This is a genomic window from Oribacterium sp. KHPX15, from assembly GCF_900107835.1.
Taxonomy (GTDB): domain Bacteria; phylum Bacillota; class Clostridia; order Lachnospirales; family Lachnospiraceae; genus Oribacterium.
The window spans coordinates 63,857-86,209 of sequence record NZ_FNRG01000005.1 but is presented as its reverse complement, the minus strand read 5'-3'; the positions used below and the strand labels follow the sequence as shown (position 1 = coordinate 86,209).

Annotated in this window: 15 protein-coding genes; 13 read left to right on the top strand and 2 right to left on the bottom strand. The window is 42.9% G+C overall.

The genetic code is table 11. From position 1 onward, the window contains the following. Window positions 1-10 precede the first annotated feature (10 nt). Genes BLV86_RS05105 through BLV86_RS05090 form a run of 4 tightly spaced genes read left to right on the top strand, consistent with a single transcriptional unit; the run spans window position 11 to window position 5,807 of the window. Window positions 11-1,624, top strand: a complete 1,614-nt coding sequence (locus BLV86_RS05105) for a response regulator (protein ID WP_090815358.1) — start codon at window positions 11-13, stop codon at window positions 1,622-1,624. Continuing rightward, window positions 1,617-3,704, top strand: coding sequence for a cache domain-containing sensor histidine kinase (locus BLV86_RS05100; protein WP_090815356.1), 2,088 nt, complete (start codon window positions 1,617-1,619; stop codon window positions 3,702-3,704). Before BLV86_RS05105 ends, BLV86_RS05100 begins: the two co-directional genes overlap by 8 nt. Before the next feature lie 45 nt (window positions 3,705-3,749). Continuing rightward, on the top strand, window positions 3,750-4,733 hold the full coding sequence (locus BLV86_RS05095; protein ID WP_090815354.1) for a sugar ABC transporter substrate-binding protein: 984 nt from the start codon (window positions 3,750-3,752) through the stop codon (window positions 4,731-4,733). A gap of 45 nt (window positions 4,734-4,778) precedes the next feature. Then, window positions 4,779-5,807 carry a galactose ABC transporter substrate-binding protein gene (locus BLV86_RS05090; RefSeq protein WP_242873238.1) on the top strand — a complete coding sequence of 343 codons (1,029 nt, stop codon included), beginning with the start codon at window positions 4,779-4,781 and terminating at the stop codon, window positions 5,805-5,807. A 15-nt stretch (window positions 5,808-5,822) separates the two neighbouring features. Here the strand turns inward: BLV86_RS05090 and BLV86_RS05085 are convergent, their stop codons facing one another. Then, entirely contained in the window at window positions 5,823-6,530 is a 708-nt protein-coding gene (locus tag BLV86_RS05085; protein WP_090815352.1) for a DUF6553 family protein, read from the bottom strand. A 144-nt stretch (window positions 6,531-6,674) separates the two neighbouring features. Between BLV86_RS05085 and BLV86_RS05080 the strand changes: the two genes are divergently transcribed. After that, on the top strand, window positions 6,675-8,345 hold the full coding sequence (locus BLV86_RS05080; RefSeq protein WP_090815350.1) for a BCCT family transporter: 1,671 nt from the start codon (window positions 6,675-6,677) through the stop codon (window positions 8,343-8,345). Between the two features lie 189 nt (window positions 8,346-8,534). Next, window positions 8,535-9,302 carry a YesL family protein gene (locus BLV86_RS05075; RefSeq protein ID WP_090815348.1) on the top strand — a complete coding sequence of 256 codons (768 nt, stop codon included), beginning with the start codon at window positions 8,535-8,537 and terminating at the stop codon, window positions 9,300-9,302. A gap of 518 nt (window positions 9,303-9,820) precedes the next feature. On the opposite strand, the gene BLV86_RS05070 is transcribed toward BLV86_RS05075, so the two are convergent. Beyond that, entirely contained in the window at window positions 9,821-10,762 is a 942-nt protein-coding gene (locus tag BLV86_RS05070) for an AraC family transcriptional regulator (protein WP_090815346.1), read from the bottom strand. Window positions 10,763-11,251: 489 nt separating this feature from the next. Between BLV86_RS05070 and BLV86_RS05065 the strand changes: the two genes are divergently transcribed. The 7 genes from BLV86_RS05065 to BLV86_RS05035 all read left to right on the top strand — a co-directional run bounded on the left by BLV86_RS05065 (window position 11,252) and on the right by BLV86_RS05035 (window position 22,144). Next, complete coding sequence (locus BLV86_RS05065) at window positions 11,252-12,613, top strand: ABC transporter substrate-binding protein (protein ID WP_242873237.1); 1,362 nt, start codon at window positions 11,252-11,254, stop codon at window positions 12,611-12,613. Window positions 12,614-12,629: 16 nt separating this feature from the next. After that, window positions 12,630-14,435, top strand: coding sequence for a methyl-accepting chemotaxis protein (locus BLV86_RS05060; protein WP_090815344.1), 1,806 nt, complete (start codon window positions 12,630-12,632; stop codon window positions 14,433-14,435). 163 nt (window positions 14,436-14,598) lie between these two features. Then, window positions 14,599-15,696 carry a sugar kinase gene (locus tag BLV86_RS05055; protein ID WP_031552030.1) on the top strand — a complete coding sequence of 366 codons (1,098 nt, stop codon included), beginning with the start codon at window positions 14,599-14,601 and terminating at the stop codon, window positions 15,694-15,696. Between the two features lie 294 nt (window positions 15,697-15,990). Next, a complete protein-coding gene (locus tag BLV86_RS05050; RefSeq protein WP_031552033.1) occupies window positions 15,991-16,860 on the top strand; it encodes a phosphoribosylaminoimidazolesuccinocarboxamide synthase in 870 nt (289 codons plus the stop codon). A gap of 282 nt (window positions 16,861-17,142) precedes the next feature. Further along, window positions 17,143-18,621, top strand: coding sequence for a low temperature requirement protein A (locus tag BLV86_RS05045; protein ID WP_090815342.1), 1,479 nt, complete (start codon window positions 17,143-17,145; stop codon window positions 18,619-18,621). A gap of 169 nt (window positions 18,622-18,790) precedes the next feature. Next, on the top strand, window positions 18,791-19,993 hold the full coding sequence (locus tag BLV86_RS05040; protein ID WP_090815339.1) for a metallophosphoesterase family protein: 1,203 nt from the start codon (window positions 18,791-18,793) through the stop codon (window positions 19,991-19,993). A gap of 3 nt (window positions 19,994-19,996) precedes the next feature. Continuing rightward, the gene (locus tag BLV86_RS05035) at window positions 19,997-22,144 is read left to right on the top strand and encodes an ATP-binding protein (RefSeq protein ID WP_090815337.1); all 2,148 of its coding nucleotides are present in this window, start codon (window positions 19,997-19,999) and stop codon (window positions 22,142-22,144) included. Window positions 22,145-22,353 lie beyond the last annotated feature (209 nt).

Below are 22,353 nucleotides of genomic sequence, written 5' to 3'. Positions count from 1 at the left end.
AGCAGTGAATTTGAAGAATTATTCGGTAATGCTGGTAGATGACGAAGAGGATGTTATCAATGTCATAATCCATAAGATAGATTGGGAAAGTCTCGGTTTCTCAGTTCAGGGTTATGCCCATAACGGTCTCGAAGCCCTTGAGATGGCGGAAGAGGAACAGCCGGACGTGGTCATGACAGACATAAAGATGCCTTATATGGACGGATTGGAGCTTGCCAAAAGACTTAAGCAGCAGTATCCAACCATAAAGATCATCATCTTTTCGGGATTTGATGAATTTGAATATGCCAAGGAAGCCATAAGGCTTGAAGCTGAAGAGTACATACTTAAGCCCATCGATGCAACAGAGCTAAGTGAAGTCTTTAAGCGGATAAAGTCCGCCCTTGATAAGGAGTTTGATGAAAAGCAGAACATCAACATGCTTAAAACCTACTATCAGGAAAGTCTTCCCATATTACAGGAGAATTTTTATACCTCCCTTATAGAAGGGCGTGTGTCAGAGAGCTACCTCAAAAGAGACATGATGGATTATCAGGTAAGCCTGGAGGGATCCTTTTTTGATGTTGTGATACTTCATAACAGCATTTCCCTTGCGCCGGAAGGTATCAACCCTGTACTCATCACCATGTCCGTAAGGAAGCTTTGGGAAGAACAGATGGAGGAAAGGTGGAAGGCAAAGTTTTTCTCCTACCTCGGAAACATTATCATCATAGTTCAGATGGAAACTGAAAGTGATGTTACCCAGCTTACTGACGCCTGTCAGGTTCTCTGCAGACTCAGTAAGCGTGTGTCCAATGCCACCATTACCGCCGGAATAGGAAAGCCTGTTTCAAGTATAATGTCTCTGCCGAAGGCTTATGAAGGAGCCAGGGAGGCCATCTCCTACAGAGTCATCTATGGAAGAGGACAGGCCATAAACATTTCCGAGATTGCTCCCGAAAGAAACAAGACCCCGGATAACCTGAAGGCGGAGCCTGTGGATCAAAAGCTTTACAAGGTATTTAAAGCTATAAAAATGGACTCAGAAGAAAATATCGATACGGAGGTTGAAAGGTACATATCTGAAGAAATACCTCTTAATCCTTCAATACAGGACTACAGATTCTTTGTTATGGATATGGTATCTGAAATATATCGTTTTATTAAATCTAACCATATCGATACGGCGGAGATATTTGAAAAAGATGAGGATCCCTATGACAAGGTTCAGCATATGGACAAACAGGAGCTTACAAAATGGCTTAAGTCTGTTTCCCATGAAATAAGAGAAATCCTTCGTACAAACCGCCAGGACACAACAAAGGGCTTTGTATCAAAGGCCATTGATTATGTCAGGGAAAACTACAGCAATAAGGACCTTACTGTAGAGAGTATGTGTTCATACCTTGGTATAAGCTCCGCATATTTTTCCACAGTATTCAAAAAAGAAACAGGAAAAACCTTTATCAATTATCTGACTGACATACGTATGGAAATGGCTGTTCGTATGCTTTTGGATGAAAATGAGAAAACCTATGTTATAGCTGAGGCAGTGGGTTACAGTGACCCGAACTATTTCAGTTATGCATTTAAAAAGAAGTTTGGCGTTTCGCCATCAAGATATAAATCTCAGCAAAATGGATGATCTGGAAGCTAAAAAGAAATTGAATAATGTTTCAGGGGTTGAAAATATCGAAAAAGCCCGTGATAAGGGTGAAGAACTTCTAAACAGAAGAGTTTCCGAGGTTAATGATAAGCTCCGGAAATATATGCCTCATACCATACAGAGTACCATCCTTGTGGCTTTCACGGTGGTATCATTTACGCTGCTTCTGATCCTGGGATTAATGCTCTATACTCTTTTTGCCCGCCGTATGAGAAACGGCACCATAGAAGCCACGCAGCAGATCATGGAGCAGTCGGTGGTTAATCTTGAGGATTATCTTGTGAGTATGCGCCGTATCTCTGATGCCATGTACTATGATGTCATCAAGAATGCTGATCTCGAGAGGGATTCGGTTGATAATGAGATGAATATCATATATGAGGCTCACAAGGATAATCTGGTGAGCCTTTCACTGTTTATGCAGGATGGCACCCTGGTTTCTGCTTCACCCATCTCCAGCCTTAAGTCAGATCTCCGGGTGACTGACCAGAAATGGTTCACCTCGGCCTTTGAAAAAATGGAAAACCTTCATTTTTCGACGCCTCATGTTGAGAATCTGTTTCTGGATCCGGCATTCAAGTACAGCTGGGTCATTTCCCTGAGCCGGGTAGTGGAGCTTACCGAAAACGGAAGTCCGTCTCTCGGAGTGCTGCTTGTTGATATGAACTATTCAACCATCAAGCAGATGATGGAGCGTATTAATACGGACAGCACCGGTCAGTATATCTATCTTACGGATTCAAGCGGGAATATCATATATCATCCGAAGCAGATGCAGATAAACTATGAGATCATTAAAGAGAATAATATCAATAACGCTCATTATGCAGATGGTATACATGATGAAGTCTTTGGGGGTGAAAAAAGGCAGGTTATAGTTGACAGTATCTCCTATACGGGTTGGAAAATGATAGCAGTTCTTCCCGAAAAAGCTTACCAGATAGACATCAGCAATATGCGTTTTCTGGTAATACTCCTTATAGCCTGCGGATTTCTAATCATGATCTTTATCAATAAAATGATCTCAAGCCGCATTTCACGTCCCCTTAATCTTCTGAACAAATCCATAAGAAATATGGAAAACGGAGATATTTATCCTGAGGACATCTATGTCGGCGGAACCCGGGAGGTAGAGCATCTGGGAAAGACCCTGAGACATTCTCTCGGGCGTATCAATCAGCTTATGGATGATATCGTTATAGAGCAGGAGGAAAAGCGAAAGACTGAGATGGACGCCCTCCAGTCCCAGATAAATCCTCACTTTTTGTACAATACCCTGGATTCCATAGTCTGGATGATAGAGGGTGAGAAAAACAAGGATGCCGTGTTTATGGTTACACAGCTGGCAAGTCTTTTCAGAATAAGTCTCAGCAGAGGAAAAAACATCATTCCGGTGGAGCAGGAGATGAGGCATGCCGAAAACTATATGAATATCCAGAAGGTAAGATACAAGAATAACTTTAAGGTTACCTTCGATGTTCAGGAAGAGGTAAAAGCGTTTGCCACTATCAAGCTCATTGTTCAGCCCATCCTTGAAAATGCCATCTATTACGGCGTTGGTGATATGGATCCTGATGATGAGGGCGAGATCATTATCACTGCCAGATTTGTGCCTTATGGGGATGAAACTTATTTATCGAATGGCGATTATAATACATCGAAAAAAACCGATGATGGTAAAAATGGCTTAAATACTGTGACTTCTGCAGAAATGGATGAAAATAACATTTCCCTTGGGGATATTTATATAGAAGTAAAAGACAATGGATTTGGTATGCCTCCTGAGGTTTGCGAAAATCTTCTTAACGATTCAGAAGGAACAAAGAGACCGCAGAAGCACGGATCCGGAGTGGGACTTGTCAATGTGCACAGAAGAATCAAATTAAGATTCGGTGAGCAGTATGGTTTGAAGGTGGAATCGGAACCTGACGAGGGAACCTGCATTACCATACATATTCCTGCAGTGCCCTTTAATGAGGAAAATCAGAAGCTTTTGGAAAGCGGGCATTATAAATCCCTGAGAAACAAATCTACCCACGCAGCTTCAAGTGATTCATAAGGATCCCGAGGGATTCTTTCTATAAATAGGTGATGGATAAAAGTCATGAATGAAGATAAAGAATTCTTGCGACCTATCGTGGTAGCGACTCTTATAGTGATCATGTTTTGCCTTGTTATGCTCACAAAGGGTATAAATCCGGAAAACTATAAGATTTCTGTGATAGTCAGCAATTCTTCCGAAGGAAGATGGGTACCTTTTAAAGCAGGCCTCGAACAGGCTGCAAAGGATAATGGTATCGAGCTTGACTATGTGTATACAGATTATATAGACAATATCCAGGAGGAAGTGTCGCTTATAAATTCAAGGATTTCTCAGGGAGCTGACGGTGTCATAGCGGAGTTTTGTCTAAGTGAAGGTATACACGAAATTGTTTCTTCCATAAGCGCCAGGGTACCTGTGGAATTTGTGGTGACAACAGTTGAAGCTGATGCCGATGTCAGAGGTAATCACGCAACTGTAGCCCCGGATAATTATGCTGTGGGAAGAGCTATAGGTAATGAGCTGGTAATAGATTTAAAGAACCGGTCAGAGGAAGAAAGTATAAAGGTTGGAATGGTTTCAGGTAATCAGAAACAGTTCGGTATGCAGCAGAGACTAAAGGGGTTTATGGATGCAACTGAAAATCTTAATCTCGAGATAGTCTGGAATGTCTCCGAATCCCGATACACAGACGAAGATATAGAAAAGTCTGACGCAAAAAATCCTGCAGAGGTGATTGTGTGCCTTGATAATGACAGTATGGAGAAAGCAGTGGACTACTGCTCAAAAGCAAATACAGAAAATAAAAGTATCTACGGTTCAGGGTGCAGCGAAAAGCTTGTGTATTATATAGATTCGGGAATGATCGATTCCATGATACTCACCAATGATTTCAGCATGGGGTATCAAAGTCTTTCGGACCTTGCTTTAAAGCTTCAGAACCGCACCTCGGTGCTTGAGGATAGGGAAATAAGTTTCAGTGTTGTTAATAAGGACAATCTGTTTGGAGAGGATAACCAGCAGATACTGTTCCCCATAGTCCGCTGAACCCCAAGACCGGGATTTGTTTTTTCGATGATCAAGAGGAAGCATATGAAGAAAACATTGTTAATGCTTATGGCGGCGGGGGTACTTTTGACCCTTTATGGGTGCAGTGCCGAAGCTGTTCCTGAAAAGCAGGATAACGAAATGAAGATAGGCATCACGGTATATGACCGGTACGACACATTCATATCAGAGATACTTAAGGATCTGAATGAAGATGTTCTTTCGGCAAGAGCCGAAGCCGGGCAGGAGATAACATTGGAAATATATAACTCTTCCCAGAGCCAGTCCACACAGGATGATCAGGTTGAGGAAATGATAAAACACGGCTGCGATGTTATATGTGTGAATCTTGTTGACCGCACGGCACCTTCCAATATCATAGATGCAGCAAGGAATGCCGATATCCCTATAGTATTCTTTAACCGGGAGCTGGTGGATGAGGATATGCTGAGGTGGAATAAGCTCTATTATGTGGGGGCGGATGCATTTGAATCCGGAATCATGCAGGGAGAGCTGGCGGTTGACATTATAAAGAACGAAAACGTTGACAGAAACAATGACGGCGAGATCCAGTACGTTATCCTGGAAGGCGAGGCAGGTCATCAGGACGCCATAGTCCGCTCAGAGAACTGTGTAAACCGGATACGGGAGCTGGGAGTGAAGCTTGATAAGCTAGGATATGCCATTGCCAACTGGAATCGGGCTCAGGCTTCAAACCAGATGGAAAAGCTTATAAAAAACCATGGAGATAAAATAGAGTTCGTGTTCGCAAACAATGATGATATGGCCCTCGGAGTTATAGATGCATATAATGTTTCGGATATTCCCAGGTATAAGTGGCCCTATGTCATAGGCATAGACGGAACGGAACCCGGAAGGGCGGCTGTTAAGGAAGGCAGCATGGCTGCAACGGTCTATAATGATGCCCGTGGTCAGGCCGATGCCATCTTTAACCTTTCGAAAAGACTTGCTTCCGGCGAAAGCCTCGAAGGCCTGGGACTTCAGGGAGATAAATATATAAGGCTCCCCTATCGGAAGATCACAAAACAAAATGTTGACAGCTTCAAGGATTGAGGGTGTAGGCTTCTCCTATAACAAATCATTTTTATCACTTACAGCTTCTGACCAGTAGATATCACCGTGATCGATCATTTTTAAAAATGTTTGTCTGAAAATGTTTCGAAGTGGTGCACACTCTTCTGTATAACCAAACTTTTCCGGAAGGGTGAAGGTTACATCTATGATCTCAGAAGCTATTTTGCTGCCTAAACGCTTGTCATTTAAGCGCAGTAATCCAAAAGCAGTTGAGTCATAAGTGGTATCCCTGGTGCAGGACTTTATCCAAAATTCCGCAAATTGCGCCCACTCCTGACATAGAATGTCATCTGCAACAAAATCAATAACAAGAAGATCCCTGAGGCATCTTGTCACATCCTTTCTTACTCTGTTTCTGTTCAGAAAGTTGATACCCATACGTGAGTCTGTGAGAAGATTCAGCCAGGCCATAGCAAATCTGTCTGCACGAGTCTGATTTTTTATAGCTTCAGGGTAGCGTTTAAGGAGGATTTCAAGCCTTCTTTCATTGTCTGAAAAAAATTGCCTGTATTCATCCTCAGAAGCAAATCCGTCTATAATTTTTGGATCGACAGATTCCTGAAAGGATTCATAATTATCCGATAGGGAGATCAATTCGCGAAGTACTCTTTCCCGGTCATCTATATCGGCTATGTCATAATACTGTTTAGCCCAGTCTTTTTTTAAGTTTAAATTGTCTTTAATGATCTGATTTAAAAGCATGTGATTTTTAATCCGATCTCTGTTCCGTAATTGATTTTTTCATAATTCTATCATCAAAACTTTAAAAACTACAGATATATAAAACTATTGACGAAAAAGATAGTCAATGTTATCATGTTCACAAAATAGCGGAAGGAGTAAAAAATGAACAAGAAATCAACATTTGACAAAAACAGAATAGATTGGTTTATAACTTTGGTTCCGTTTCTTCTTATAGGATTGATGTGCGTGTTCTTCTTTGTGGTGCCTCAGAACTCTAATGTCATCATTAACAATATAAGAAGTTTTCTTGGTGACAGCTTCGGAGTTTATTATCTTTTCATAGGACTTGCCTTTGCGGTGATCTCCATCTACATTGCCTGCTCTGATATCGGAAATATAGTATTGGGTGAGCAGGACGAGAAGCCCAAATACAGTTTTTTTGCCTGGGGCTCAATGATGTTCACCTGCGGACTTGCGGCAGATATACTTTTTTATTCTCTTTGTGAGTGGATACTTTACTGGGTGGATCCTCATACTAAAGAAATGGGTGACCTTATGGACTGGTCAAGTACCTTTACACTTTTTCACTGGGGACCTATCCCATGGGCCTTCTATCTGGTGCTTGCTGTAGCCTTTGGCTTTATGCTCCATGTTCGTAAGCGTAAAAGACAGAAGTATTCAGAGGCCTGCAGACCACTTCTCGGAAGATATACAGACAGATTACCGGGAAAACTTATCGACCTTCTTGCGGTATTTGCCCTCCTTGCGGGAACAGCCACAACCTTTTCCGTTGCAACCCCGCTGCTCAGTCAGGTTATAAAATCACTTACAGGTCTTAACATCTCGGAAAGATCCATAACCATATTCATACTTGTTGTGACCTGTATTATCTACACTTACTCGGTAATGAAAGGAATGCTTGGCATTTCCATACTTGCCAATGTCTGCACCTACCTGTTTTATGGCCTGCTGGTTTACGTGCTCCTCTTAGGAGGCCAATGCAAATTCATCATCGAAACCGGCTTCGCAGCAATGGGAAGACTTGCTCAGAACTTTATAGGTCTTTCAACCTACACTGATCCTCTCAGAACCACAGGCTTCGCAGAAAACTGGACCATATTCTACTGGGCTTACTGGATGGTATGGTGCGTTGCGGCCCCCTTCTTTATCGGAAGCATCTCCAGAGGCCGTACAGTCCGCCAGACAATTCTCGGTGGATATGTTTTCGGAATGGGCAGTACCTTCGTAAGCTTCATAGCACTGGGAAATTACGGACTGGGACTTCAGGTAACTGGAAAGCTTGATTCGGTGGCTATATATGAAGCAACCGGTGACCTTTACATTACCATCATAGAAATACTTAAGCAGCTTCCGCTGTCAGCTTTGGTAATGGTGGTTCTGGTTGTGGCCATGATCGCATTTTATGCAACATCCTTTGACTCCATAACACTTGTGGCCGCACAGTACAGCTATAAGGATCTCAAAGAAGACGAAGAACCTAAGGATATAATCAAAGCCTTTTGGTCAGTAATGCTTATCCTCCTTCCGGTTGCACTGGTATTTTCGGAAAGCTCCATGGCCAATATACAGTCGGTAAGTATCATCGCAGCATTTCCCATAGGACTTGTGATCGTGCTCATAACCGCAGCATTTATGAAAGATGCCAGAGTATTTATCAGGGAACTGAGGGGAGAATGCGTTGAGGCAGTGGAAACCACCGAACAGACAGCGCCGGCTGAGAAAGCATTTGCACCAAAAGATGACGACGATTTATCAGATGAGAAAATTGAAGAAATCATCGGTAACTGGGAATATATCTATGGTGATAGATAAATATATGTGATAGAATGCTCGTGTTGCGACCACTGCAGCACGAGTTTTTTTAATGTAGTTATCCACCGGGGACGGTTCTCTCCGGCGAGAACCGTCCCCGGTGGATTTCTTATAAAGGAGCCGATCAGATATGCATCTGTATGTCAGAGATAAACGGCGAAAAACATGCGTTTATAAAGGAGAAAATATATGCTTCAGGGCTTTTTTAATTACGACAATCCCATCTGGCGCTTCGTCGGAAGACTGGGAGATATGATACTTCTTAATGTACTGTGGATCTTATGTTCCCTGCCCATCGTCACCATAGGAGCCTCAACAACCGCATTATATTACTGCACATTAAAGATAGTGAGAAACGAGGACGACGGAGACATTAAAATGTTCTTTAAATCCTTCAAATTGAACTTTAAGCAGGCCACCATCATATGGATACCAATGCTTCTTTTGGGCATGCTCCTTGTCTTTGATTTTAACTTCTTCGGAACCGCACTTGCGGGAGCAGGAATTGCAAGGATACTGCTGCAGGGACTCACCATAGCCATGATAGTCATCTGGATCTTCGTATTCACCTATGTATGGCCCCTCCTCAGCAGATTCGACAACACCGTTAAAAACACCGTCACCAATGCAGCCTACATGTCCATACGCTACCTCGGATCCACACTGTCAATGCTCATAAGTGATGTCATCGTCATCGCCGTCGGCTACGTGGCCCTCTACTACATGGCCTGGATAACCGCCTTCATGGTACTCATGGGCTACCCCCTTCTCGCCTGGATAAACTCCACCATGCTGGACCACATATTCGAAAAATACATGCCCAAAACCGACCCTTCAAAAGATAAAGAAGTCCGCCCCATCCTCCAGGACCTGAACCTCGACGGCACCCTGAAAGAAGGCACTTCAGAAGATACTGCCCATGACCTGGAAAATTTGAAAAACAAAAATGAGGAATAGTATATAACATTTAACCGGACATATGTAGAGTAGAGTCAGAGTGCAGCCATGTAAAGCCGTAAAGCTGAGTCGAGAAAAATCATAAAAGCCCCTCTTAGAACCACTTGGTCCCCTTTTCCTTAGCCCCCTCGCCAAGTCAGATTTTTTATAAAGAAAACATCTGACATTGGCGAGGGCCTAGTGGTTCTTAGAGGGGCTTTTATAGATTTTTCCGACGAAGCTTTCCGGTTTTACATGGCTGCACTCTGGCTCGACCGCTATCCACTGTTCATATCCCGTTCACAATTGTTTACAAATTATTCAAAAGAAAAACATAGTTTGTTCATTGATGATTTTTATAGTAAAGACAGGATAACGAAATAGGTTATCAATAGTTAATAAGATTTTTTTCATAATACTCGGGCAGGGACCATTGGTCACCTGCCCTCCTCCCTTTTATAAGGCAAAAAATAAACGTCATGAAGCTCATGGCCCGATAAAGTTCAAGAACAGTCGGGTGATACTTCATGACGTTATATTTATTTTATAGTTGCGGGACCGGGAGTGATTTCCTCGGCAGTGGCTGCAGCAGGAGCTACAACAGGGGCAATCTCAGAGAATGACACAACAGGATCCAAAGCCGATTTCGCATCCTGCTTTCTGTAATCCCTGGGAGATAAACCGAAAGCCTTGTGGAAGGCATCCTTAAAATAGTTGGCATCACTAAAACCGTTATTTAATGCAACCTCCGTAATGGTATGGTCCGTATGGGCAAGCTCGATGGCAGCCTTATTGAGACGGACAAAAGTAAGATACTCATGAACACCGATACCGGTGTCTTCCTTAAACTTTCTCGAAAGATAATTCGGGCTGAAACCGCTGGCATTCGCAATATCATTAAGCCTTATCTTTTGATTGAAATTTTTCTTGATGAAAGTGGCAGCCAGGCTCAGCTGACGGTTAGTGGTATGAAGTTCATCCAGAAGACTTGCATCTATATCCTGGGAGAATCTTTTAATGATAATTATAAGCTGGATGAGGCATAACGAAAGCATGGCAGGGCTCACTCTTTCATCATTGAAACGCTGCTCTGCCTCCATATTCTGTAAAATGTGTTCCACATGTACCTGATACATGGCCGGTATCTGTAAAATATAGGTATTTTTACGTTCTGCCAGAGTATCATATATAAACTGTGTGTTGGGGAATATTACATCCTCTTCACGGAATAATATTACAGTGCGCACCGATTGCTGCTTCGAGGTGTAGTGCACGCTGTGGGTGGTGTTTGGCGGTATAAGGAGAACACTTCCCGGAACCAGATTATAGAAGTGGGATTTTATAAAAAAATTGCAGCTTCCCTTATTGAGATAAAACAGCTCATAATGGTTATGTACATGAGGTTCAATCATCTCAAAATTCCGGTCTCTTGACTTGGTATCAATAAAAACTCTGTTAATTGTATATCCGATAATTGCCATACTAAACCTCGAAATAAGTAGTTATTATCATTATAATGCTTTGTAGTACATATTTATAATACTAAAAAGAAACTATAAAAGGATAATTATTCAGTGTTTTACCATATTTCAAACAAAAAAATAATTGATTCAATTTGTGAAATAGGATATGCTATTAAAGGACTTCAATGAGTCTAACTATTCTATACTCTATACTATCAGGATTGAGACCCGATTACCCCTCACTCAAGCCGGGCCTCACATAATCCTGAGAACTAAATTCTAATCCTGCAAACCAAAATCGTGATCACGATTTTGGTTTTTTTTATGTTCGCGCGGTTTTATATACCGGGGACGGTTTTCACCGGCTGGAACCGTCCCCTTTGGAAAACTGTGTGGATTATAGTTCCATTAAAACTTATAAAAATAAATAAAGTTCCGAGATAAATAATAAGTGACCCTAATTTTGATACGGGTTTAGGTTTAAAGCTTATCAGGGAGCGAAACTATATGAAAAGATATTTATTCGGAATTACATTTGGGTTAGCGGCGGTATCAATGCTTTCCGCCTGCGGTATCAAAGACGAGGTTGTGGAAAAAGCTTTTAATGTTGACATGAAAGAGCTTAACAATATCGCTGAAAAAAATGATTCAGAGAAGGAAGAAGATTCAACTACAGTCCAGCAGAAATCTTTAAAACTGTTTAACGGTAAAGGTGAAGTGGATGCTCAGATCAGAGAGCTGGCTCAAAAATATAAAGCGGAAACAGGCGTGAATGTGGAAGTTGAGTCCGCGCAGGCCGGAGTTGATGTCCAGGCGACACTGAAAGCCTACTATCTTTCTGACAAGATGCCGGATATTTTTGTATGCGAATCTTCCGGTTTTGCAAACTGGGAAGGTCTTCTTGAAGATCTCAGTGACCAGGCCTGGGTAAAGGATACAGAAGCGGAGTATGTTGACAAGAACTACGGAACCCTTGGATTCCCTTATGCCACAGAAGCTATAGGTCTCATATATAATGCAGACCTTCTTTCGAAGGCCGGAATAGACCCTGAAACCCTGACGAGTCCCGAGCTTGTGAGGAAAGCATTTGAAACCCTTGACAGTAAAAAGGATCAGCTTGGGCTTACTGCTGTGGTAGGCTACTGTGCGGAAGATGAGAATCTCAGCTGGTCAACCGGAAACCACATATTCGGAAATTATATCGATGCAGGTCTCGACAGATCCGACACCACCTACATCGATATGATCAACAACGATCATACCATAGATAAAAACAGATTCCTGAAATTTGCCGAATTTATTAATCTTCTTCAGGAATTCAGCGATCCCGCTCTTCTTGTCAGCGGAACTTACGATAATCAGGTAAAGAATTTTGCCTCCGGAAAATATGCATTTGTAACCCAGGGTTCCTGGATCGGAGCCGTTATGACGGGAAATAATGCGCAGGAATATGAAAAGGCAGGACATTTCAAAGTAGGAATGCTTCCATATGTTTTTGATAAGGGAGTTGACACCATACTTACGAATCCACCTTCCTGGTGGGCAGTTCTGAAAGAGGGTAATGCCGAAGAAGCAAAGGCATTCCTCCAGTGGTGCGCAGGAGATTCCGGACAGAAGATACTGGTTGAGGATGCCGGATTTGTGAGTCCTTTCACATCCTGCAAGTATGTGGCATCGGATCCGTTTGCACCGGTGGTATCCTCATATATCGCATCCGGAAAAACTTCAAACTGGCACTGGATGGATATGAAGGAAGGCATCGCAGCCAATGCCCTTGGCAAGGTATTTAACAGATATGCCCGTGGAGACATGGATGCTGAAGGATTTACTTCCGAGATAGCAAAAGCTGTAAAGAATTACTATAAGTAAGGAACGGAGGAACATAATGGATAACTTTATGGTGGCTAAAAATGCCGGAATTAAAGAAAAAAAGCTTAAAGTAAGAAAGAGTCCTTTGTTTTTCTGCACGGTAATGTTTCAGATTAGTGCTATAAATATCGTAATGCTTATCGCATTCATGTTTGTGATGAGGATGCTTATAGGACAGATGCAGCAGCAGACTCTGAACAGCAGGTCAATGTCTCAGTATGTTCTGTCTCTCAGTACAGAAGAAGCAGAACTTAAGTCAGATGTCATGTCCCTGTATGATCAGGCAATAGGCTACGTATCGGCAAAAGCCGACGAGACACGTGTAGCTCTTCTCCCTGAGATTCAGTCTACAAGAACTATTATAAGTGAGGATATTTCCGAGCTTAAAAAACAGCTGGATGCGGATTCACAGGCCGAGGCATTAGCATCTCTTCAGGAGATACAGAAACAGTATGACCGGCTTAATGTAATGATCGATGAATCCATTGCAGCCATCGATCAGGGTAATCAGGATACAGCCTATGATATACTTTTTAACAGGGCGGAGCTCCAGAAGGTAGCCATATTCCACTCCTGCAAGGTTATAGATGAAGCCGTTACAGCTGAGGCTGACAACAGTAATCTGGAAATGATGCTGATGCTGAAAAACGGAATAGAAGCTGCCATCCGGGGTACAGGACTCTTTATCCTCCTTATAGTATTTAACTTCCTTCTTAACTATTTCGGAATAGTGAGAAAGATAAAGAACATCTCAAGAGAAGTAAGTGATATCATCGGAAAGATAGAAAAGGGTGAGGGAGATCTGACCACAAGAATCTATACCAGAAGTGCATCGGAACTTGTTTATATCATAAACGGCATTAACCTCTTCATAGAGACCCTTCAGAATGTCATGAAGGAGGTTAAGTCCGGTGTTGAGGTACTTAATACTTCCACCGAAACAGTTACAATGAAGCTCAACAAGTCAAACGGAAATGTACAGAGTACCTCCGCTGCCATGGAAGAGCTCAGCGCCAGCATGCAGTCGGTTTCAGAGATGGTATCCTCCATCAATGATCAGGTAATGGAAGTAAAGGCCTCAACGGATGAGATAAACCGTGAAGCAACCGGCGGAAGAGAAACCGCATCAGGCATCAAGTTGGAAGCTGATGAGATAAAGCAGCATGTTACGGAGAGAAAGCAGGGCATGAGCGTGAAGGTAAGCGAACTCAGTGAAGTGCTTGCAAAGTCTCTTGAAGATTCCAAGAAGGTTAAGGAAATCAATACACTTACCAAGAACATACTTGATATAGCGGAAAAGACCAATCTTATCGCCGTTAATGCTTCCATCGAGGCAGCCCGTGCCGGACAGGCAGGAAAGAGCTTTGCGGTAGTTGCTTCCGAGGTCAGCAATCTGGCTGCAAACTCCAAGAAGACTGCTAATGACATCCAGAGTATAAGCAAGGATGTTACATCTGCTGTTGAGGAGCTTGCATCTAATGCCCAGATGGTTCTGGATTTCATTAAGACGGATGTAACTAAGGATTACGACAGCTTCGTTGAGACCGGAAACAAGTACGAAAATACGGCAGATACCATGAATACGATGCTTGTCACATTTAAAGATAAGGCGGATTATCTCAATGGTATAATGTCTGATATGGCAAATTCCGTATCCTCCATCACAAATTCCGTATCCGAGAGCTCACAGGCCATCACCCTTTCCGCTCAGAATACCATGGAGATAGTAGGCGATATGAGTGGAATCTCAGAGGCTATGGATCACAATGTTGAAGTAACAGGAAAACTTAACGCCGCAACCAGAAAGTTTGTTGAGGTATAAAATTTTAAAAAAAATAGCACAAGACATCTTGAAGATTTCAGATGTCTTGTGCTATACTTCTAATTGCTTTTGAAAGCGCTTACAAAAAGTGGGCGTGTCGTAGAATAAATGAGTTTAATTAACTGATGAACAGTATTTTTTTCAGTTTAAAATGGAGGAAGATATGGATTTAAATTTAAGACCGGCAAATGAGTGTACATTTGATGCAGCTTCTTTGGGAGAGGTTATGCTCCGTCTTGATCCGGGTGAAGGCAGGATCAGAACAGCAAGATCCTTCCGTGCGTGGGAAGGCGGCGGAGAGTACAATGTTATCCGCGGACTTCGTAAGTGCTTCGGACTTAAGACAGCAGTTATCACAGCTCTTGCTGACAACGAGGTAGGTCATCTTGTAGAGGACTTCATGATGCAGGGCGGTGTTGATACATCACTTGTTAAGTGGATGGATACAGATGGAATCGGCAGAGTTTGCAGAAACGGACTTAACTTCACAGAGAGAGGTTTCGGTATCCGTGGAGCAAAGGGTTGCTCAGACAGAGCAAACACCGCTATCTCAAAGGCAAAGCCTGAAGATTTCGACTTTGACTATATCTTTGGTGAGCTCGGTGTTCGCTGGCTCCATACCGGCGGAATCTATGCAGCTCTTTCAGAGCAGGCTTCAGAGACTGTTATCGCAGCCATCAAGACAGCAAAGAAGTACGGCACAATCGTTTCTTATGATCTTAACTACCGTCCTTCAATGTGGTCAGCTATCGGCGGACAGGCAAAGGCTCAGGAAGTGAACAAAGAAATCGCAAAGTATGTTGACGTTATGATCGGTAACGAGGAAGATTTCACAGCCTGCCTTGGCTTCAAGATCGAGGGACAGGATGAGTCTCTTAAGGAGCTTAATGTTGACGGCTACAAGAAGATGATCAACGAGGCTGTTAAGACATATCCTAACTTCAAGGCTGTTGCCACAACACTTCGTACTGTTCACACTGCAACAGTTAATGACTGGTCAGCTCTTTGCTGGGCAAACGGCGAAATCTATAAGGCAGCAGATTACAAGGGTCTTGAGATCATGGACCGTGTAGGCGGCGGTGATTCCTTCGCTTCAGGACTTATCTACGGACTTATGACAACCGGCGATGCCGAGAAGGCTGTAAACTATGGTGCAGCTCACGGCGCACTTGCCATGACAACTCCTGGTGACACCACAATGGCTACAAAGAAAGAAGTTGAAGCCGTTATGGGTGGTGCAGGAGCTCGTGTACAGAGATAAACTCTCATTAAATTTACTGACTCGATAAACTCTTTTCTATAAATAACCTAAAACAGGAAAGGCAGGCTGAAAGGCCTGCTTTTTCTGTTTTATGGTATCTCCTGTGGATTTCCTTCAGGATTTTAATTCCGGGATCCGTGTGGCACTGCGTTTTGGCATTTGCAACTAATAAAACCTGAAAACAGTGATTTTTGTATGCATAATTGGACTTGTGATTTAAGCCAAATGAATTATACTAAATTTCGGTAACACAATTCGGACGCGAGGGTCCTTAATTGAATATGGAGGGTAAAGATGGCAGATTTTAAACCGGTCAAGGAAGGTAAAGTACGTGAGATCTATGATCTCGGTGACAAGCTTATCATGGTGGCTACTGACAGAATTTCAGCATTTGACGTGATTCTTCATAACCAGATCACCGATAAGGGAAGAGTTCTTACTCAGATGTCAAAGTTCTGGTTCGATCTCACAAAGGATGTTATTCCAAACGATCTGATCTCAGTTGATAACGATGATATGCCGGAGTATTTCCAGAAGCCTGAATTTGATGGCAGAGCAACACTTTGCAAGAAGCTTGAGATGATACCTATTGAGTGCATCGTGCGCGGATACATCACAGGATCAGGATGGGAGAACTACAAGAAGGACGGCACCATCTGCGGATTAAAGCTTCCTGAGGGACTGGTTGAGTGCCAGAAGCTTCCCGAGCCGCTTTACACACCATCCACAAAGGCTGATCTCGGAGACCATGATGAGAATATCAACTTCGAGCAGTCCATAGAAGTCCTTGAGAAGGCATTCCCCGGAAAGGGAAAAGAGATTGCCACAAAGATCAAGGATGCAACACTCGCTGTTTATAAAAAGTGTGCTGATTATGCTCTTTCAAAGGGAATCATTATTGCAGACACAAAGTTTGAGTTTGGTCTCGATGAGAACGGCGAAGTAGTTCTCGCTGATGAGGTTCTCACACCTGACAGCTCCAGATTCTGGAGACTCGATCAGTATAAGGAAGGCCAGGGTCAGTCCTCCTTCGATAAGCAGTTTGTTCGTAACTGGTTGAAAGCAAATCCTGATAACAATGCTACCCTCCCTCAGGATATTGTTGATAAGACAGTTGACCTCTATAAGGAAGCATATACCATGCTTACAGGCAAGACACTGTAAAAGTATTGTAACAAGTACAGCCGGTGGACCATGGGCTGAACTGCTGTAAAGTATCTAAATAAAAACAAAGAGCGGCACAAGAGATGTCTTGTGCCGTTCTTTTTTTGTATGGTAAAATCACGTAAATATAGTTAGTTTGAATATTAATTTTACAGTGTTCTCCGACTTTTTGTGCACTTTTGTATACAAGATATGGGTTAAGGGGAATGATTTATAAAGAGGTCGGTCACAAGGGCATAGTATGGCATGGATAAAAGACCGGGGTTTTAAAGGAGAGATACCATGAATTCAAAAGATGATATCGATTTAAAGAAAAAAGGCTCTGAGCACAGTGGATATACGGAAGATGTAGACATTCCCGGCCTGGATTCCGACGGAAGCAGTCTTAAAAAGGAAGACTACACCGTTAAGCCCATGATACAGGAATTAATGGAAATACATGTCCGTACCGAAGGAAAGGACATAGACGAAGAAGAGCATAAGAAGAGAGAGTATTTCAACAAAATAGTTGAAAAGGCTGCGGGAGAAACAAAAATAGATGAGGACAGACCGGTAAAGGAAGCGGAAGGCTCAATCCTCTATCGAATCTGGTCCAGAGTAAATAAGGAGAGTCCCGCACCGGAAGATCACGTTGAGAAAAAGGTTGAGTACATTGAGCTTTTCTATGATCTGATTTTTGTGTACAGCCTGAGAACTATCAACGCCATTTTCCATAGCTATGAAGAATCCTTCCCGCCTGCGGAAGCCATACTGACATTTATATTCCTTACCGCGGTAGTCATGCAGGTCTGGATGTTCACCACCATGTTTTTCAACAGATACGGAAGGAAGGCACTGAGAGATTACATCAGCATTTTGATCAACATGTACCTTTTGTACTACATGGCCAGCGGTTCCAACCTTCACTTTCTTGATCATTATAATCGCTACCACATTGCCTGGGCACTGATAATGCTGAATATTGCCTACAGAAGCTGGGATAAGCTGCGATTTGCTACGAGACTGGATGAAATCGATAAGGAAATCCTAAGGAATAACGTAACCATCCTGACCTTCGAGTTTGCGTTGATCGTTATTTCAATCCCGGTTTATCATTTGACGGGAATAGTGATTTCACCGGTTGCGCTGATAGTAGGATACATCGGAAAGCTAAAGGAGCACACGGCTTATGACAAAAGACCCTGTGATTTCCCTCATTTTGCGGAAAGAAACCTGCTGCTGGTCATCCTGACCTTCGGAGAAATGATCATCGGTATCTCCGGCTTCTTTAAGGAAGAAACAGGCATCTGGCTCAATGTTTCCTCATTCCTTGTAGTCATAGGCATGTTCCTGAGCTACGGATTCTTTTATGACAACGTACTTGACCATCATAAAAGGACCTCGGGCCTCGGTTTCCTGGTGATACATGTTATCATGATCCTGGCCATCAACTCCACCACCATTGCCCTTGAACTGATGTCAAGACCTCTGGTGCCCCTGTTTCCGAAGACCATATGGATGGTCATCACCATGACCATCTACTATATCTGCATTCTTTCCATAGAGAGGTATGCAAAGGAACATTTTAAGTTTGGATTTGATTCTATGGCGAAGATATTCCTGATTCTTGCGGCATACACCGGTCTGATGCTTATATTCGGATATAATCAGGCTGTAGGTGCACTTATAACAGTGGTATTTGTATTCGGCATCTTCTTCCTGTTCCTGAGAAGACACCATATACGTCTCAAAGAAATGAAGGTCGGCGGATATATCGAATAAATACTATAGATAACCCTATCATCGACAGCAGAGGATCTCCGCTGTCGATGTTTATTTATGGAGTTATCCCCGGTGGATAACTCTAAAAATAAAACAGTTGAGTTGTAAGGATTTAAATGATAAAATAACAACGTACATTTGTTTGAAATTTAAGGTTTGGTTTTGATAAATGAAGATTATACATTGCGCAGATCTGCATCTTGACAGCAGATTAAATACACACCTGGATGAGAAGAGAGCAAAGGAACGCAGGCAGGAGCTTCTGGGCACCTGGCTAAGGCTTCTGGAATATGCTTCAAAGCAGCAGGTTTCAGCAATTCTTATATCCGGCGATATGTTCGATACGGCAGCAGTCAGCGGGACAACTGCCAATGCTGTCATCGGCAGCATAAGAAACCATCCGGAAATTGTTTTCTTCTATTTAAAAGGAAATCATGACACGGATACCTTTTTGAACAGGGCAGAAGCATTACCGGAGAACATGTATACCTTTAATGATTCATGGAGGATGTTCAGACTGTCAGGGAACATAGTTGTATCAGGAAGAGAACTGAGTACAAGCTTTGCGGGAGCACAGCTTCCGGAGAACTGGGCGGCGAGAACCCTGAAGCTTAAAGAAGAAGACTTCAATATCGTTATGCTCCACGGTCAGGTTATAACAGGATACAGTACTGAAAAACCGGCGGAAACGGACGAAGATATATATATTTCCGACTACGCGGAGCATAATATAGATTACATGGCTCTCGGACATATTCACAAGTACAGTGAAGGCCGGATAGACGGGAGAGGTATGTGGTGTTATCCGGGATGCCTTGAAGGAAGAGGTTTTGATGAGTGTTCAAGGCATGGCTTCATAATGCTTGACATAAATGAAGAGACCCATGAAGTGAAGCGTCAGATGATCGATTTCAGTACGAGACATCTCTGGCTGGTGCCCGTGGACATAACAGGTCTGGAAACCTCTATTGATATAGTAAACAGAACTAAGGCAGAGCTGTCGCTGCTTGGCGGAGTGCCTGCTTCCTCAGAGGAGATAAAAAATTTAGACAGCGATGCCATAAAAGAAATCCTTGAGGAGTCAGGGGGCGGTCGGCTGAAACCGGAAGATATGGTAAGAGTTATCCTTAAGGGAGAGCTTGATATCACGGCCGAAAAAAATATGACATTCATAAGAAGTCAGCTTGATTCCATGTTCTACTATACAGAAGTAGTTGATGATACCCGCCGGACTGTTGACTACCGGATCTTTGAGAATGACAGATCCCTGAAGGGAGAATTCATAAGATCAGTCCGTGAAGATATGGAAATCGGTGATGAGTTAAAGGCCGAGATCATAGAATGCGGCATAAAGCTGCTTATAGGAAGCTAATAAATGAAACTTATCAGTGCAAAAATAGAAAATTTCGGAAAGCTCCGGAACCGGAGTATAGATTTTAGTGAAGGTCTCAATGTTTTCCTGAGGGAGAATGGCTTCGGGAAGACAACATTGGCATCCTTCATAAGAGTTATGTTTTACGGACTCTCAGGGGACAGAAAATCCCAGGACGGGGATAGTGACCGGAAGAAATACAGACCCTGGCAGGGAGGCAGCTTCGGAGGAGAGCTGGTGATTCAGCTTACCGGAGGAAGAACCTACCGTATAGTACGTTCCTTCGGAGAAAGAAAGGCTCAGGATACCTTTTCGTTGTATGACGCCGAAACAAACCTTATTTCAACGGATTTCAGTGAGAACATAGGTGAAGAGATCCTGAAGATAGACGAAAGATCCTTCAGGAGAACTGTTTTTATAGGGCAGCAGGAACTGGAAACAGGTATGACCTCTCAGATCAATGCCAAGATTGGCAATGTTTCCGAAGACCCCGAAGACATGAACCGCTACGAAACGGTCATGGAAAACATAAAGGATGAGATAAATAACCTGTCCCCCAACAGAAGAACCGGAAGCATATTCAAAAAACGCATGGAGCTGGAGATCCTTCAGTCTGAATTTAAAAACAAGGAAGCCCTGGAGAAAGAACTTACCGGCAGTGCGGAGCGGTTAAAAAATCTCGGAGATGAACAGAGAACCAGAGCAAAAAACATAGAGATACTAAACAGCCGTGCCATGGCTCTCAGTCAGTATCAGGATACACTTAAAGACAAAATGAAATATGAAGACCTTATAGAGGATATTTCAGAGTGTGAAAAGAGACTGATGGAGATACAGAGAAGACATTTCGGAGCTGAAGCCGACACCCTTACTCCGGAGGAAAGAAGTTCCCGGCTTAATCACGACATGAGGGAGCTGGATGTTCGCTTCCGTAATGGTGTACCGGGAGAAACTGAGCTAAGAGGTATCGAAAAAAGGATATCACGTATACAGTTCCTCCATGAAAAGCTTGACCTTATGGAGCAGGCCGGCCTCCGGACTCGTGGAAAAGGCTATGGCGGAGAATTTTCAAATCTGACCGGAATCATGGTATGTATCCTTTCGGTGATCCTGATCATCATCGGAGCCTACATGATATTCACGGATCTCAGCCTCGTGATAGGAGTATGCATACTGGCAGCAGGATTATCCATGCTCATCATAATGCTTATCTCTCAGGCAGTCTCCGGAAACCATGGTCATAAAAGCTCAGGTGGAAAAGAGAGACACCGCCAGACTATAGACGAAGTTTACGAAGAGATAGATAAACTGACTTCTGAAGTAGTTATGTATCTGATGAGATATTACCCAAAAGCTGACTTTTCGGATCCCGACAATGTTGATTTCGAAGCCTTCAGAAGTCTGGGAAACGATATCCTGAGATACAACAGACTATGTGATATAAAAGGCTTTGCCGAAGAACTGGCTCTAAAGAGACGGGAGAAGGCAGAGTTTGAACAGACCCATGATATAGAGAAATTAAGAAATGCCATGAGACCCGGAGAAGATGGTGAAAGCTTTGAAACCCTTAGCCGTAAGCTTCAGGAAACCACAGAGGAATACAATGAAGCAGTTGAAACCATCAACAGATTAAAACTGCATTCACAGAACATAGAAAAAGAACTTGAAAAGATTTATGAAAAGGAAAGACAGTATGTTCTCGGCCTGGATGAGCTCCGGGAGCTGGAACAAAGATACAACCTTCTGATACTGACAAGAGACCATATAGAAGAAGCCCATAACAATTTCACAAAAGAATATATGGCGCCCCTTATGTCTGCCTTTGAAAAGTTTTACCGTATCCTCATCAATACCAACGGTCTCAGAGAAATACCTTATCGCATGGATGCTCATTTTAACGTGAATTTCATAGCAGAAGGTCGTGAGCACAGCACCCAGCTCCTCTCCGCAGGCTTCCGCAACATGGTGGAACTTGCCCGTAGAATGGCCTTCATTGTAGCCATGTATCAAAAAGAAAAACCCTTCATCCTACTGGATGACCCCTTCGTAAACCTGGACGATTACAAAATCCCCGGCGCAATGCAATTCCTCGACGAAATCGCCCGGTCCTACCAGGTAATTTATTTCACTTGTCATGAAAGCAGACAATAAAAAGCAAAAACTCAACAGGTATAGATAGAGTAAGAGCCGGAAGGCATCTATTAAAAAACGTTGAGCGAGGACGAGAAAAATCAAAATCGAACCCCTTAGAGGCTCTTGATCCATTTTCCTTAGCTCCCTCGCCAAGTCGGATTTTTCATAAAGAAAATATCTGACATTGGCGAGGGTCTAGAGCCTCTTAGGGGTTCGATTTTAGATTT